The following is a 14,584-nucleotide window of genomic DNA, read 5'->3' on the forward strand; positions in this document are numbered from 1 at the left end:
GCCTACGACCGATATTTCAGCATGTATGGAAATTTCTCTTGCCTGTAGCGGGCCGCCGGGCGTACCGTTAGGCCGTTAATTTCTGTACATGTGGAAATGAGGATGCCGTGGCTCGGGTAAGAGCAGCCGGTGCGGAGCCTGGTCAGCGTCAGTTGAACGGACCGCAGACCACAGGTCGCGAGTATCGCGACCTGTCCCCCGCTCTCCACGGGACGACCCGCGAGAACAATGTGCCTGTCCCGGTCCGTGACGGCACCCGGCTGCTGGCCGATATTCACCGCCCGGACGCCGACGGCAGATTTCCCGCGCTCATCGCGGCGGCACCCTATCCCCGCCAACTCCAGGACCTCGGTGCCCCCGCGGCGGTCATCGAGGCCGGCACCACCGACTTCTGGGTTCCACGCGGCTACGCCCATGTCATCGCCAACCTTCGTGGCACAGTGGGCTCCGACGGCACCTACACCTTTTTCGACGAGCAGGAGCGCCAAGACCTGTTCGACCTGGTCGAGTGGGTCGCCGGGCAGCCGTGGTGCGACGGCAACGTGGGCATGATCGGCATCAGCTACTACGCCATGACCCAGATGGAGGCGGCAACCCAGCGCCCACCTCACCTCAAGGCCCTGTTCCCGTTCAATGTCACCGTCCAGGCCTGGGAAGCCTCTTACCACAACGGCCTGCTGAGCCAGGCTTTCATCACCCCGTGGTTCCGTGCGCTGGGCGTCCTGTCCGCCCACGGCGATCTTCTCTACCGCAAGGGCCTGTCCCGTCTCCTGCGCAGAATTCTCGCGATTCCCGCCGTCCACCGCCGGTTCAGGCACACCGACGGCGTCCAGGCGACCCTCGGCCTGCGGCTGGTCAGTCGCTTCCGCCACGATGCCCACCCATGGGAGGCCCTGCTGAACGCGGTGGCCACCGAACACCCCACCCGAGATGCGTGGTGGGACGACCGTGACCTGACCGAATTGCTCTCCCGCGTCGATATCCCCGTCTACCTCGGCGGCGAGTGGTCCAACGTCCCTCTCCATCTACCCGGCCTCTTCCAAGCCTGGAAGGCCCTCGCCCACAACCCGCACGTGCGCATGACCATGCTCGGCGAGCACAGCTTGCCCTGGCCATGGGAGAGCATGCACATCGAGGCCCTCGCCTGGTTCGACTACTGGCTCAAGGGGCGCGACACCGGCATTCTCGAAGGCCCCGCCATCCGCTACTGGCTGCCCGGGGCCGAACGGTGGCTCACCGCCGACTCCTGGCCCCCGCCTGCGACACACATGGCCATGTCGCTCAATCCCGACGGCTCCCTCACGGCCGACGAGCAACCAGGCGAGCGCGACTACGCCACGGACGGCGCGAACGCCATGCCCGCACAATTGAGTTGGACCAGCGATCCCCTTCTCGGCAACCTCGACATGGTCGGTCACCCCGAGCTACGGCTCACCGCCACCAGCAGTGCAGCAGACACGGCATGGATCCTGCTCCTGCAAGACGTCGGACCGGACGGCAAAACCATCGACGTCACCCAGGGCTGGCTGCGAGCCGGCATGCGCTACGTCGACGAGGACGCGAGCGCGACGGGCAGGCCCGTCCTCCCCATGAGAACGTGGGATCCCGTCCCTGTGGGGGAGCCGGTCGACTACCGCATCCCGCTGGTGGCCAACGCCCGCCGATTCCGCCGCGGGCACCGCATCCGGCTCATCCTCACCAGTGACGACAGCCGCGAGGACTTCCGCCCCATGCTGCTGTTCAGTCACGCCCCCATTGGCAGCCCGAGCGTCAACACGGTGCACTCCAGGTCACGTCTGCTCCTGCCGATCCTGGAAGGAGAGTGAACAGGACGGCCCGATAATTCGCCCGGCGCTCCCCTCGTCTACGACCGGACACGGCAGAAGCACACCTGTGCCGGGAGCACCTCGAGCCACCCCTATCGCCTGCGACCAGCGGCCCCGGACCTGAAGGCAGGCCCGCGCCGAACCGCTGGACGGAGGCGTCGACTTCGGCGAGATCCAGATCGTCGGCATCAGCCCCACCCCGAGCTGAGGGGCTGCATTCGAGCCTCATATGAGGCAGACAGCGATCAGCTATGCCCACCGCCCTGGATGTCCAGGGACCAATCCGCACCGACAACAGGGAGGTCGCCATGACCGCAACAACCATCCTCGCCGCTTTGCTCGCGATCGTTCTGCTAGGGGCCGGTGCGACCATGACTCTGGCCGTCACCTTCCAACGCGACACCGCGACGCACCTCGGATTCAGCGTCAACGCCTTCCGCCGTATCGGGGTCCTGGAGTTACTCGGTGCGATCGGCGTACTCCTGGGGCTGACGATCCCCGCCGTCGGCGCCCTCGCCGCGGTGGGCATCGTGGCGCTGATGGTCGGCGCCGCTATCAGCCACCTCCGCGTTCGCGACCGGTTCGCGCAGCTGATTCCAGCGATCGCGATCGCTGCCGTCGCGGTCGCGTATCTGATTTTGGTTGGGCAACAGGCAGTTTCGTGAGGCGCGTACCCGACGCGGGACTACGAGCCGACCGTCGCGGCCGTTCGAGGTGACGCAGTGCCCGCACTTCACCGCCATTGCGCACGCCGGTTCCGGAGTAGCGAGCCTGTCGAACGGCCCGGCTTGACATCCGCCCTAAAAGTGTGTGCACTTTAGAGAGTTCTTGATTCCTAAGGGGTTTTCATGTCGTCGCAGCAGTGGTGTCTAGTCCAGTTCGTCGGGAGCAACCGAGCGCAGCCGAGTGTCGGCGTGCTCGCCGACGGCGAAGTCGGTCGGGCGCCGGAGCCGATGGCGGGGCTCACTCTGTTGGAAGTTCTCGATCGGTGGGCCGAGTTCACGCCCCTGCTCCAGAATTTCCAGCCCTCGGCGCTCGAGGTCATGCCGGATGTCGAGCTCGTCGCACCTCTCACCTACCCCCGTAAGGTCATCTGCGCCGGGGCGAACTACTACGGACACGCGGAGGAGATGGGCACGCAGCGTCCGGATCCGGACGGTGAGCCCTTCTTCTTCCTCAAGCCGCCCACCACGACGGTCCGGGGCGCGCACGACGACGTGCGTCTGCCGAAACGCGCCGACGTGGACTGGGAGGTCGAGTTGGCCGTCGTCATCGGCGCAGGCGGTCGCGATATCGATGAGCGCGCGGCCCTCGATCACGTGGCGGGCTACACGGTCGCCAACGACCTGTCCGCCCGGGGACTGTTCCCGAGGAAAGACGCGGTCCTCGCACCATTCGGCTGGGACTGGTTCCAGCACAAGGCATTCGACGGGTCGTGCCCATTGGGGCCCGGACTCGTGCCCAGCTGGCAGATCGGCGATCCGCACGACCTCACGCTTCGGCTGACGGTCAACGGGGAGATCAAGCAGGAAGCGTCCACCGCGGACATGGTGATCACGGTGCCGCGGTTGATCGCCGCCGCGAGCCGCGTGCTGACCCTCGAGCCGGGTGACGTCATCTTGACCGGTACACCGGCCGGCGTCGGCCTGCCGCGCAAGACTTTCCTGAACGCCGGCGACCTGGTCGTCAGCGAGATCGACGGCCTCGGTCGACTGGAGAACAGAATGGTCGCGGCATGACCAGGGGCGTCCATCGTCGATGAGGGCAGGGACCATGCCATCCCACGAGTCGATCTCTTCGGCCGAGAACGTGCTCACGCTCCTCGTCGCTCTGCGCGAGAACGGTAGGTTGCGCGTGGCCGACGCCGCGGAGCTGCTCACGCTCTACCCCGACCGGTACGTCCGAATGCGTGATGGCTCGACGGGAATGAACTCCCCGAAGCGTCGATTTCCGCCCCGGTCTTGGCGCCCGGGCTGAAAGTGCATACAGTTATGCCTGTGAACTCTTCCACCGCCCAACCCCTCGAAGTCCAGGTTTCCGACGCAGCGCGCGCCATGGCCACCATGGGGCTGGTCGACGCGTTCGGGCATGTGTCCGCCAGGGACTTCGACCACATGGTGATCACACCTGCCGCGGATCTCGAGACCGTCGAGGCGTCGAACTGCATCCGCGTGCTGTTGAACGCGACCTCTTTGCCACCCGGATGCCCGGCCGAGGCGTGGGCCCATTTGGCCCTCTACGACCGTTTCCCGGCGACCGGAGCGATCGCGCGGGCCCAGCCGGCGGCATCGCTGGCCGTCGGCATGCTCGCCGACCGCATCGCCCCGACCCACGGCCAGGCATGCTGGCTGGGCGACTCCGTGCCGGTGTACCCCTCCGCGCTCCTGGTCCGCCAGGCCGACCGCGGCCGTCGACTCGCCGAGGCGATCGGGGTGTCGGACGCGATCATTCTGCGTGGCAACGGCGCGATCACGATGGCAGCCGACCCCGCCACCGCAGTCGCCACCATGTCGGTGCTTGCCGCCGCGTGCACCGTCTGGCTCGAGACGAGGGACGCACCAATCGCCGCCATGTCGGCGGAAGAGATTCGCTCATGGCAAGCCGTCAAACACGAACTACTGCCCAGACTGGGGGCACACCTGCTGCGCAAAGCGGCGACGACGCGCGCCGCTCATTGAACCCCACGCGCGTATGCCACCCAAGGCTCAACGCCGCTGGACTGCGATCTCGTCGCCATGCCGACCGGAGTGGACCGGATTGCGGTGAAAGTGAATTCGGGCGTATGCGGTGCCCGCCGGGGAGCGCACGGCCCCGCGCCGGAACGCGGGGCCGTCGCCGACGGTACGGACGTCAGCTCATGGGCAGCGTGACGGACGCTTCTCCGCCTGCGACCCGACGTATGGCCGCGAGCGTTGCGCCGACCGCCGCGATGTACTGCGTGGTCGTTTCCTCGGCGTACGCCGCCTCCTCGGGAGAACCACTCTGTACGCCTTCGAGCACCAGCGCGAAGCTGAAGCGGAGGAACAGCTCCCCCTCGTCTTCCTCGATGTCGTTGACGATCGTGCCGAGGACCGGCCCCGAGATGCGCGTGAAGATCACCCGCTGTTGCGGTTGGAGGCTGACTCGCTCGGAGTAGCGGTCGCCGAACAGTTCGATCTCGCGCTCGAACGTGTCGTCGTCGAGACGAGCGGTGACAAGACAATGGGACATGGCCGGCACGAAGGGCAACGCGTTGGCGGCCTTCATGGCGAGGCCCTGCCACACGGCTGTCCGATCGAGCGTGGGTTCGCCGGTCTCGTTGACCGGGAGGCGGTGAGTGACGTAGATCATGTGGTGACTTCCTGGGCGAATGCGTTCTGGGCGGAGATCTGGTCGTGCACGCTGGCTATATCGAGTTGTCCCCAACCGTCGGCCAAGGCCTGGTCGAAGACCGCTTTGGCCGCCTCGAACACCGGCCGACGCTCACCGAGATCGTGCAGGTGCGCCTCGACCTGGTCGAGGATCTCGTGCAGCGTCGCGACGGGCCCGGGAGCGGGCAGCCATGAGCGTTGCGCCATTACCGGACCTCGCTGCTCGAACAGCGCCGAGCCCGCGATGGACGTCTCCAGGGCGCACTGGACCATCTCGAGGTCCAAGTTGTCGCGGCGGGCCAGCACGATCGCTTCTGCGGCCGCGACCGTATGGGTCGCCACCAGCATGGAGGAGATGTACTTCAGGTGGGTGCCGGTCCCGAAGTCGCCGGTTCTGATCCAGGGCCCCGAGATGGCGTCCAGGATGTCGGCGACTCGATCGATCGCCTCCGCCGCTCCGGAGGCGAAGATCCTGGCCAGCCGCGGGCCGATCATTCCGGGGCTGCCGCTGATCGGACAGTCGAGCATGGTGGCCCCGGCATGCTGGAGCTGACGCATCAGTGCGAGCTTGCGCGTCACCGGGATCGTGCTCATCTCGAGGTGGATCGCTCCGGGGCGCGTCGTCGACAGCGTGCCCTCGGGTCCGCTGACCACGCGCTCGACGTCATCCGCGGTCGGCAGGATCGACACGATGACCTCGCACGCGGTGGCCAGTTCCGCCGGCGACGACGCGACGGTGCCGCCCGCGGCCTCGAGCTCGGGACACTCGATGCTGCGCCGGTACCCTACGACGTCGAACCCCCGGGCCAGCAAGTTCTCAGCGATCGGCAGGCCCATCTTGCCCAGTCCGATGACTCCGATAATGCTCACATTGGTCACGTCCTCACAGGTTTTCATGCGGGGAGGGACGCCTCCGCGGACGCCACCACTCAATAACTGTATGCAGTTTACGCCAGCGGTATCCGAAAGAGAAGGAACATGTATACACATCGCTTACGCTAGGGGTATGAGTCGCAAAGTGCTCGTCCCGCACATCACCAGGGTGGAACTACCCGAGGCACGCCAAGCTATCCCGTACGTACATGCCTACCTGCGCGAAAGGATTCTCGACGGCACGCTGCGGCCTGGGACGAAGCTCTCGCAGGTGTCGCTGGCCGAGCAGCTCGGTGTCAGCCGCACGCCGTTGCGCGAGGTGCTGCGGATGCTGCAGGAGGAGGGTCTGGTCGAGATCGAACCGAACCAGCGCACCCGCGTCTCCATGCTCGACCCGCGTGAGCTCGACGAGATCTATGCGAGCCGAGTCGTGCTGGAGTCGCTGGCCGTCGCCATGACAGTGGACAGCTTCGACGACGACGCCCGAGATCACGCGACCGAGCAACTGGCGGCCATGCGCGTGGCCGCGGAGGAAGGCGAGACCGAGCGCTGGTTCGTCATCCATTCGGCGTTCCACCGCACGATCACCTGCGGTGCCGGTGACACCATGCAGAAGCAGTTGCGTCAACTGGCCGACCGGTGTGTCCGGTACATCCGGATCTACCAGGGTGGCGAGCCGAACAGCTGGCACAAGGCCGGTGATCGCGAACACGCGCAGATTCTGTCCGCGCTGGTGGAGGGCGCCAAGGCCACGGCCCAAGCCCGCATGGCGAGTCACTTGGCCCACACCGCTCTCAAAGTATTGAGCGACACCTCGCCCGACTACCAGCCGACCGCTGTGGCATTGGCCCTGGAGATGGTCGGCGTTCCGGACTGACGGGTGAGCAACCGCCGTGAAGCCGATGATCTTCGCGATGAGGTCGAGGCCCGGCTCGCGCTGTGGCACCAGCAGCCCGCGCGGCGGTTGCGTGGTTACCGCACGTCACCGCTGCCGATGCTGAAGTGGTGACGTGGGGCGGCGCGGTCAGCCGAGCGTGGTGACGTCCAGGTCGCCGTCGGAGTACTGGGCGCGTAGCCGCTTCTTGTCGAACTTGCCCACACTGGTCTTGGGGACCTCGGCGATGAACGCCCAGCGTTCGGGCAACTGCCACTTGGCGAACTTGTCGGCCAAAAACTCCCGCAGCTGTTCGGGTTTCACCTCGGCGCCCTCGGCCAGCACGACCGCCACCAGCGGGCGCTCGTCCCACTTCTCGTCCGGCACCCCGATCACCGCGGCCTCGGCCACCGCGGGATGGCCGATCACGGCGTTCTCCAGATCCACCGAGGAGATCCACTCCCCACCGGACTTGATCACGTCCTTGGATCGGTCCACCAGCGTGAGATAACCGTCGGGGCTGATCTTGCCGACATCGCCGGTGCGCAACCAGCCCTCGTCGAACTTCTCCGGATCGATCACCGCGCCGTCGGGCGAATAGTACGAGCCGGTGATCCACGGACCGCGCACTTCCAACTCGCCCAACGCCACACCGTCGTTGGGTACCACACCGTCGTCACCGACCAGACGCGCGCGCACACCGGCCGGGAAACGGCCCTGGGTCACCCGATACGCCCACTTCTGCTCGTCGGTGACCGCGGTGGCGGGCGGATGCGCCACACTGCCCAGCGGCGAGGTCTCGGTCATGCCCCACGCGTGCAGCACCCGCACGCCGTGGGCGTCCTCGAAGGTGCGCATCATCGACGGCGGCACCGCCGAACCACCCACCACCACCGAGCGCAGGTGCGTGATGTCCTGCGGATTCGCCGCCAGCGCCGCCAGCACCCCACCCCAGATCGTCGGCACCGCGGCGGCGAACGACGGCTTCTGCGCAGCCATCATCTCCAGCAACGGACCCGGCTGCAGGAACCGGTCGGGCATCAACAGATTCGACCCCGACATCAGCGCCGCGTACGGCAGACCCCAGGCGTTCGCGTGGAACAGCGGGACGATCGCCAGGATGGTGTCGGTTTCGAACAGGCCCATCCCGTTGTTCGCGGCCACTTGCATGGCGTGCAACCAGTTCGAGCGGTGCGAGTACACCACGCCCTTCGGATCGCCCGTGGTGCCGGAGGTGTAGCACATTGCCGCGGCGGAACGCTCGTCGATCACCGGGAAGTCGTAGGTGTCCGGCTGCGCGCCGAGCAACTCGGGGTAGGAGTGCACCTGCACGCCCTCGGGCGCGGTGAGCGTCGCCGCGTCTCCGTTGACCACGATGACGTGGCGGACCGTCCTCAGGTGCGGCAGGATCTGGCTGAACAGCGGCACCAGCGTGCCGTCCACCAGCACCACTTGGTCCTCGGCGTGATCGGCCACGTAAACGACCTGCTCGGGGAACAGCCGGATGTTCAGCGCGTGCAGCACCGCGCCCATCGCGGGCACCGCGATATAGGCGACCAGGTGCTCGTTGTTGTTCCACATGAACGTGCCGACCCGATCGCCGACCCCGATGCCCAACGAGCGCAGCGCGTTCGCCAACCGCGCCGATTCGGCGCCGACCTCACGGTAGGTCATGGTGCGCACGCCGGTACCGGTCCACGTCGACACAGTCGAATCCCCGGCGAACGTCGATGCGTAGCGCAGCAACGTCGCCAACGACAACGGCTCGTCCTGCATGGTGCTCAACATCGGAACTCCTTCTTCCATCGACGACTTCCCCACAGAAAGCCACATTGAGCGAGGTCAGGCCTCGGACAGGAACGGTTCCACGACGCCGAGGAAGTCGGCGGTCTTCTCGATCATGGTCCAGTGGCCGCAGTTGCCGAGCACGTGTAGCCGGGCGTCCGGAAGAAGTTCCAGCAACGCCCCCGAGGATTCCTTCCACGGCACCACCCGGTCGTCTCGCCCGTGAATCATGAGGGTCGGCTGTGCCACCCGGGTCAACTCGGCACCGGACAGGGCCAGGTCGTCGACCCAGCGTTGGCGCGGTTCGGGAAACATCGCTTCCCACGATTTCGCGACGGCGGGCTCTACACTCGCCCTATATCGCATCTCGACCAGCTGATCGGTGATCAGCCCCCGGTCGTAGGCGAACAGCCCGATGATCTCGCGCATGTTCTCCATTCCCGGCCGGTAGTTCCAGACGGTGTCGAGCCCTTGTGGTAGTGCCATCGCGACACCCATCGAGCCCATGAGGACGAGTCGGCGAACAGCCTGGGGACGCTCGGCCGCGAGTGACAAGGCGATTGCCCCGCCCATCGAGTTGCCGATGATGTCGTAGGTCTCGATGCCGAGTTCGTCCATGAGCGCGAGTGCGTGCCGGGTCCACGCCTGTCGGCCCCACGTGCGCGCCTCACCGGTGGCTGTGCCACCGAAGCCCAACTGGTCGGGGGCGATGACGCGCCTGCTCTGCGACAGGGACGGCAGCACGGGACGCCAGTTGGCCGCGGCGCTGACACCGGGACCGGATCCGTGCAGCAGCAATAGCGGCGGCTGCGCGCTCTCGCCTGCGGGCTCCCCCGTGTCGATGACAGCGGTGCGCACCCCATCGACTTCGCGTATCGATGCGGTCGGATGATCGCTGGTGATGACGGCCACTTGCTAACTCCTCATCGGGGTGGGTCGGGTTCCGGCCACCGAGGCCGCGTGCTGCGTGGAGACCCGCTTGACCGGACCCAGCCACATGTCGATCGAACCGGGTTCGTCCGGATCGAACGTGCGCGGTCGCCAAGCCGCGTCGTCCTCGATGCGACGCACCCCGAACGAGTATTCGTAGGTGAAGCCTTCGGGACCGAGAAAGTAGAGGAACACCGCTGTCGACTGCGGGTGACGACCAGGGCCCATTTCGATCTGGACGTCGTGTTCTTGCAGGAAGTGCCAGGAACGGAAGACGTCGTCGATGGACTCCACCTGAAAGTTCATGTGGCACAGACCAGCGCTCTCGCCCTGGAATACGGCGAGCTTGTGGTGCACGGGATCGATCCGCATCAGGCACGCGGCGTCGCCGATCCAATCCGACACCCGGGCGTTGAAGTGCCCGTTCCAGAACCGGTAGGCCTCGCGCACATCCGGTGCGTCGAGGCAGAGGTGCCCGAACTCCGTGATGCCGGCCGGCCGAGCGAAAGCGACGGGGCGGGTGATCGTCTCCTGTTGGCTGACCAGTTCGATGCGATTGCCGAAGGGATCGTCGAAGCCGATGAACTCGGCCACACGTCGCGAGCGAGCCTCTGGCTTCGACCCGCGCCGCACCGTGAAACCGGCCTGCTCGAGTTCGTTCTCGGCAGCCTCCAGCGCATCCGTGTCGGCGACGGTGAACCCGGAGGCCAGGACCCCCGAAACCCCCTCGACCAGAGCCAGGCAGTGGTGGCGGGAGTCGGCCCGAAGGTGTGCGACCCCCGGTTCGGTCTCACCGGCGAGTTCGAGACCGACGATGCGGGTCGCGAAGTCGACGGCGGTCCCGAGATCGGCGACTCCTGACCGCACATAGGCGATGTCGGTCAGCGTGATCATGGGTGTTCTCTCTCGTGAAAACTTGCCGAACGCACGCTGTCAGGCGTCGATCGCGTCCGGGATGAGGTTCTTCACCAGCCCCGGCTGTAGATAGCCGGTCTCCCCGTACCGAGCTACCAGCGCCGCGTTGTCGGCCAGCAGTTTCTCGATCGGGTCGGTGAGGTCGATCGCTGCCAGGAATGGCTGGCGGGCGGGCAGTCCGGTCTGCCAGTACACCTCGCAGCGGTTGCCCTCGGGATCGAAGAAATAGATGCCGAACGCGTTGCCGTGCGTCACGATCATGTCGAAGTCGACATCGTGCTCGAGGAATCTGTGGTGGAACTCGATCAACTCGGTCAGATGATTGACCCGGAACGAGACCTGCTGAATGAGTTTGGTGTTCTCGTCGGCGCGCGCCACTGTCCGGCCTTCGACGAGCTGGAACTCGTGGTGCTCGAAGTTCGGTCGGGCACTGAAGAAACGCATGCCCAGATCCAGGTCCTCATCGGTGACCGTGAGTCCGAGGACGTCGCGGTAGAACGCTGTACTGGCTTCCAGGTCATTGCAGAAAACTCCGAAATGACCGAGTTCAGCGATCGGCATGGTGAACCTTCCTTCGCGTGGTGGCGGCCGGGCGACGTGCTGGTCGATCGAGTGCGCCTGGAACTGCCCGGCCGAGGAGTCCGCAGGTGGCGTCACTCCTGTTCGCTACGCATTCGACGGTAATGTGTATGCAGTTTCACTGTCAAGGCCGCCCGGTATGTTGCTGCGGCCAGAAAGTGCATACAGTTAGGTGATGAATTTATCGCCTCCCGCCACCGATCGCGACGCTCCGGAACCCGCGCCACTCCTGGGCCGGGACTACTGGATGGTGACCTCGACCCCTTCGACCGGGACGACCTCCGAGGACATCGACGCCCTCGCCCCCGCCCACATCGCCTGGCTGCTGGACCTCGAGGAACGCGGCCTCGTCTTCCTGTCGGGCCCCCTCGTCAGCGGCCCCGACGCCGGCCCGGGATCGGGCGTCACGGTCTTGCGCGCCTTCGACGAAGCCGGCGCAACCGCCATCGCGTCAGCGGATCCCTTCGTCACGGCGGGTCTGCGCAGCTTCGTCGTTCATAGGTGGCGCCTCAACGAGGGCAGTGTCTCGATGCGCCTGTCACTCGGTCGCGGCACCTACGAATGGCATTGAGCAAGATCCCGTTCGAGCCCGCATCGCGTCGCATGCCCAACCGCATTCGGGCATAGAGCCTTGACTCGCTCATTCTCCGATGCAATAGTGTATACACTCTGGTGATAACAGTTGATCAGGTCAAGGTGCGGCAGATCTCTACTGTCCGCACTGGTCATCGGCGACGACCACCCTCGACAGCATTGTCGATCCCCGGCGCCCGCCCAGATGACCTAGGCACACCGTCACGCTCTCGGCACTCGCATAACCGAGCCGACGGAAATCTATTCGAAGAGAAGAAGCTACGGCAAAACCGGTTCGAAGGAACTCCAGTGGGACGCTTGGACAAACGCGTCGAATTCACCTCCGGCGCAGCTCATGATCAGGGACTCCGCGACGCGGTTCACCTTGCCGAGGGAACCGTACCGACCTCCATCGCGCCTCGATATGAGGTGCGACGATGACCGCCACCGTCTTCTGCTCTCGAGCCGAACCACCCCGGCCGCGCGACGACAGCGATCCAGAGGAAGGGAAAGCACCGCTGCTCGGGCCCGATCAGTTGTTGGGGGCGATCGCTGGTCACCTTACGCAAGGATCATCGCTGATCGAGTGGGCTAGGGAGTTGGGCGATCTGCACGCGGCACTGATCCCAGCGCGCCTGAATCGAACGCGTCTTCCCGCTGAATTCGATGAAGCCCGCGTCCACATCGACATTGCCGAGATCGTCAGCGAGATCGATTCGTGGACGTTCGTCCATGTTCCGAGTGCCCCCGGAGCGCGCAGGCACACTCATTCCCTGGGTGAGGTCATCAGCCATATCGCAAAGATCTATGCCAACGCGTGGTGGACGGTTCTGCACGTCGATGACAACGACGTGCGGCACGAGGCATGGTTTCACCTCGGTGAGGTCTGCGAAGGCTATGCGCAGCTGATTCACGACGTCCAGGCCTCCGGGGTCCGATTCCCGCTAGGGTGGCGGGGCATCCGACACGCGCCGCCGACCTGACAGGTGCTTCCGCCAGGTCGGCCGAGCCCGGCTCGGCGCAAATTGCGATCGAATAGGGCCAGCAGGTCGCGGTAGTGCCGTTCATCGGCCTCGGGGTCGTGTGCGGAAGTATCGGCCTGGGTGTAGCCATGTTGGATACCGGTACGCCGCGAGGCCCGGTCGCGCTCGCGCCGGAACAGCGCCGGCATCGCGCCGAACGCCGCTTACGGGCCCGCGATCGAATCGCCGATCGACACCCCGGTGCCCCGACGGAGAGAAGTTTCCGCGACGGCTGGCTGCGCACCGGCGACATCGGCTCGATCGCCTAGGACGGCTATCTGAGCTTGACCGACCGATCCAAGGATGTGATCGAGTCAGGCGGGGAGCGGATCGCCTCTGCGCAGCTCGAGAATGCCCGTCATGGCCAGTCGGGACGACATGAGACCCAACGGAGATCATCCCCACCTTACGACCCGCGTATCGAAAATTCGGGCCGCGGCCGCTGGTACGGACCGTAGGGTTGGCGACGATGGCCGTTCCCAGCGACAGCAGGCAGGAGTTTCTTATGCCGCCGAACCGCGGGACCCGTCGTCCGCCACCGGAACGTGCGACCGCGACCCGTGAGCTCATTCTCGACAGTGCCGCACGCCTGTTCGGGGAACACGGGATCGCCGACACTTCGACCAACCGGATCGCCGCCGATGCCGGAGTGAGCGTCGGCACTGTCTATCGCTACTTCTCCGACCGCACGGTCATGGTGGACAAGCTCATCGATCGGCTGGTCGAAGATGCCGAACAACGCTTCACCGAACGTGTTTTCGGTCTCGCGGAGCAAACCACCGCGGAGCTCGTGGCGTCCATCCTCGAAGTCGTCACCGACGAGTTGGTGGCCAACGCTCCGTTGATACGTGCACTCGCGGTCGGGGTCTCGTTCTATGACACCGGCATCCCCGACCTGGAACTCCGTCTGCGTCTGTTCGCCAAGGTGCTCGTCATCCAACTGCTCGGCCCGGGCGACGACCACAAATACGACATCATGAGCATCGTGCTGGTCAACACCGGGATCGCGGCGGCGCTCCGCGCGTCGGTGCTCGAGATCGACAACCAACAACGCGGACAGGCCCTCACCGTCACCGCGCGGGCCGTCGCGGCGTGGATCGAATCCGAACGCACGCAGCACTCGGTATGACGCAGTCGATGCGGAACAATCGACGCACCGTCAGGTCGCACAACCCCGCCTCCCGGGCCGGCAGACAGGAGCGAGTACGTGACCCCGCCGAAGAAGGCGACTCGTCGTCCGACACAGGAACGCGCGAAGGCCACCAGGGAGCACATCCTCGATACCGCCGCATGCCTGTTCGGGGAACACGGGATCGCCAATACCTCGACCAACCGGATCGCTGCCCAGGCCGGGGTGAGCGTCAATACCGTCTATCGATATTTCACCGACCGTGCGGTCATGGTGGACGAATTGCTGGAAAGGCTGCTGGAAGATATCGAACGGCACCTCATTCGCAGCGTGTCCGATTCCGTCGGCAGAACCGTTCTGGAACTGGCCGTCACCATTCTCGAGGCCATCACCGACGAACTGGCGGCCAACGCTGGGCTGGTGCGAGCGTTGGCGGGAGGGCTGGCCTACTACAAGAGTGGTCTCCCGGAATTCGAACCACGCCTGCGCGCGCTGCTGAAAGTCCTGCTGATCCGGGTGCTCGGCCCCGGCAATGACCAGGGCCACGACGCGATGGCCTTCGTTCTGGTGAACGTCGGTTTCGCGGCGGCAGTCCGCGCCGCTTTGCTCGACGATGACACCGGCGAGCGCCGGGAAGTCATCGCCATGACCGCCCGCCTGATCGCGGCTGGGGCCGAAGCGGAAATCGCGGCTTCGTCGAACCTCGGATGACCACCCTGCGCCCGGCG

16 protein-coding genes and 1 pseudogene are annotated in these 14,584 nt (G+C 65.8%); 11 read left to right on the plus strand and 6 right to left on the minus strand.

Going from position 1 to position 14,584, the window contains the following annotated elements; translation table 11 throughout:
- Positions 1-107 precede the first annotated feature (107 nt).
- The 4 genes from ABZ803_RS13380 (at position 108) to ABZ803_RS13395 (ending at position 4,504) form a co-directional block, all read left to right on the plus strand.
- A complete protein-coding gene (locus tag ABZ803_RS13380; protein ID WP_357036562.1) occupies positions 108-1,826 on the plus strand; it encodes a CocE/NonD family hydrolase in 1,719 nt (572 codons plus the stop codon).
- Positions 1,827-2,077: 251 nt separating this feature from the next.
- Positions 2,078-2,491 carry a DoxX family protein gene (locus ABZ803_RS13385; protein WP_357036565.1) on the plus strand — a complete coding sequence of 138 codons (414 nt, stop codon included), beginning with the start codon at positions 2,078-2,080 and terminating at the stop codon, positions 2,489-2,491.
- A 183-nt stretch (positions 2,492-2,674) separates the two neighbouring features.
- Positions 2,675-3,565 carry a fumarylacetoacetate hydrolase family protein gene (locus tag ABZ803_RS13390; protein ID WP_357036568.1) on the plus strand — a complete coding sequence of 297 codons (891 nt, stop codon included), beginning with the start codon at positions 2,675-2,677 and terminating at the stop codon, positions 3,563-3,565.
- Positions 3,566-3,823: 258 nt separating this feature from the next.
- A complete protein-coding gene (locus ABZ803_RS13395) occupies positions 3,824-4,504 on the plus strand; it encodes a class II aldolase/adducin family protein (protein ID WP_357036570.1) in 681 nt (226 codons plus the stop codon).
- Positions 4,505-4,676: 172 nt separating this feature from the next.
- Here the strand turns inward: ABZ803_RS13395 and ABZ803_RS13400 are convergent, their stop codons facing one another.
- Positions 4,677-5,156 carry an SRPBCC family protein gene (locus ABZ803_RS13400; RefSeq protein WP_357036573.1) on the minus strand — a complete coding sequence of 160 codons (480 nt, stop codon included), beginning with the start codon at positions 5,154-5,156 and terminating at the stop codon, positions 4,677-4,679.
- Positions 5,153-6,046 (minus strand): NAD(P)-dependent oxidoreductase, encoded by an 894-nt coding sequence (locus ABZ803_RS13405; RefSeq protein WP_357036576.1) that lies wholly within the window; start codon positions 6,044-6,046, stop codon positions 5,153-5,155. Before ABZ803_RS13405 ends, ABZ803_RS13400 begins: the two co-directional genes overlap by 4 nt.
- Positions 6,047-6,182: 136 nt before the next feature.
- Between ABZ803_RS13405 and ABZ803_RS13410 the strand changes: the two genes are divergently transcribed.
- Entirely contained in the window at positions 6,183-6,926 is a 744-nt protein-coding gene (locus ABZ803_RS13410; RefSeq protein WP_357036579.1) for a GntR family transcriptional regulator, read from the plus strand.
- A gap of 3 nt (positions 6,927-6,929) precedes the next feature.
- Entirely contained in the window at positions 6,930-7,058 is a 129-nt protein-coding gene (locus ABZ803_RS13415) for a hypothetical protein (protein WP_357036582.1), read from the plus strand.
- 15 nt (positions 7,059-7,073) lie between these two features.
- Here ABZ803_RS13415 and ABZ803_RS13420 read toward each other — a convergent pair whose 3' ends face one another.
- From ABZ803_RS13420 to ABZ803_RS13435, 4 genes are read right to left on the minus strand one after another with little or no spacing between them, the layout of a single operon-like run.
- Positions 7,074-8,711 carry a long-chain fatty acid--CoA ligase gene (locus ABZ803_RS13420; RefSeq protein WP_357036585.1) on the minus strand — a complete coding sequence of 546 codons (1,638 nt, stop codon included), beginning with the start codon at positions 8,709-8,711 and terminating at the stop codon, positions 7,074-7,076.
- Between the two features lie 54 nt (positions 8,712-8,765).
- Positions 8,766-9,620 carry an alpha/beta hydrolase gene (locus tag ABZ803_RS13425; RefSeq protein ID WP_357036587.1) on the minus strand — a complete coding sequence of 285 codons (855 nt, stop codon included), beginning with the start codon at positions 9,618-9,620 and terminating at the stop codon, positions 8,766-8,768.
- A gap of 3 nt (positions 9,621-9,623) precedes the next feature.
- Positions 9,624-10,532, minus strand: coding sequence for a VOC family protein (locus ABZ803_RS13430; protein WP_357036590.1), 909 nt, complete (start codon positions 10,530-10,532; stop codon positions 9,624-9,626).
- A gap of 39 nt (positions 10,533-10,571) precedes the next feature.
- Positions 10,572-11,210 carry a VOC family protein gene (locus ABZ803_RS13435; protein ID WP_357036593.1) on the minus strand — a complete coding sequence of 213 codons (639 nt, stop codon included), beginning with the start codon at positions 11,208-11,210 and terminating at the stop codon, positions 10,572-10,574.
- A gap of 97 nt (positions 11,211-11,307) precedes the next feature.
- On the opposite strand from ABZ803_RS13435, the gene ABZ803_RS13440 reads away from it, so the two are divergent.
- From ABZ803_RS13440 to ABZ803_RS13460, 5 genes and pseudogenes are all read left to right on the plus strand, one after another.
- Entirely contained in the window at positions 11,308-11,703 is a 396-nt protein-coding gene (locus ABZ803_RS13440) for a YciI family protein (RefSeq protein ID WP_357036596.1), read from the plus strand.
- Positions 11,704-12,142: 439 nt separating this feature from the next.
- Positions 12,143-12,688, plus strand: coding sequence for a hypothetical protein (locus ABZ803_RS13445; RefSeq protein ID WP_357036599.1), 546 nt, complete (start codon positions 12,143-12,145; stop codon positions 12,686-12,688).
- A gap of 260 nt (positions 12,689-12,948) precedes the next feature.
- Positions 12,949-13,080 (plus strand): annotated as a pseudogene (locus tag ABZ803_RS13450) (fatty-acid--CoA ligase); the annotation flags it as partial.
- 116 nt (positions 13,081-13,196) lie between these two features.
- Positions 13,197-13,856, plus strand: coding sequence for a TetR/AcrR family transcriptional regulator (locus tag ABZ803_RS13455; RefSeq protein ID WP_357036602.1), 660 nt, complete (start codon positions 13,197-13,199; stop codon positions 13,854-13,856).
- A 78-nt stretch (positions 13,857-13,934) separates the two neighbouring features.
- Positions 13,935-14,567, plus strand: a complete 633-nt coding sequence (locus ABZ803_RS13460) for a TetR/AcrR family transcriptional regulator (protein ID WP_357036605.1) — start codon at positions 13,935-13,937, stop codon at positions 14,565-14,567.
- Positions 14,568-14,584 lie beyond the last annotated feature (17 nt).

The organism is Nocardia sp. NPDC047648, from assembly GCF_040642815.1.
GTDB lineage: Bacteria > Actinomycetota > Actinomycetes > Mycobacteriales > Mycobacteriaceae > Nocardia > Nocardia gamkensis.

Bases quoted from the DNA above. Each gene is read 5' to 3' on its own strand.
- ABZ803_RS13385 (WP_357036565.1), top strand. From the start codon at position 2,078: ATGCCCACCGCCCTGGATGTCCAGGGACCAATCCGCACCGACAACAGG.
- ABZ803_RS13390 (WP_357036568.1), top strand. From the start codon at position 2,675: ATGTCGTCGCAGCAGTGGTGTCTAGTCCAGTTCGTCGGGAGCAACCGA.
- ABZ803_RS13400 (WP_357036573.1), bottom strand. From the start codon at position 5,156: ATGATCTACGTCACTCACCGCCTCCCGGTCAACGAGACCGGCGAACCC.
- ABZ803_RS13410 (WP_357036579.1), top strand. From the start codon at position 6,183: ATGAGTCGCAAAGTGCTCGTCCCGCACATCACCAGGGTGGAACTACCC.
- ABZ803_RS13420 (WP_357036585.1), bottom strand. From the start codon at position 8,711: ATGTTGAGCACCATGCAGGACGAGCCGTTGTCGTTGGCGACGTTGCTG.
- ABZ803_RS13430 (WP_357036590.1), bottom strand. From the start codon at position 10,532: ATGATCACGCTGACCGACATCGCCTATGTGCGGTCAGGAGTCGCCGAT.
- ABZ803_RS13440 (WP_357036596.1), top strand. From the start codon at position 11,308: ATGAATTTATCGCCTCCCGCCACCGATCGCGACGCTCCGGAACCCGCG.
- ABZ803_RS13445 (WP_357036599.1), top strand. From the start codon at position 12,143: ATGACCGCCACCGTCTTCTGCTCTCGAGCCGAACCACCCCGGCCGCGC.
- ABZ803_RS13455 (WP_357036602.1), top strand. From the start codon at position 13,197: ATGGCCGTTCCCAGCGACAGCAGGCAGGAGTTTCTTATGCCGCCGAAC.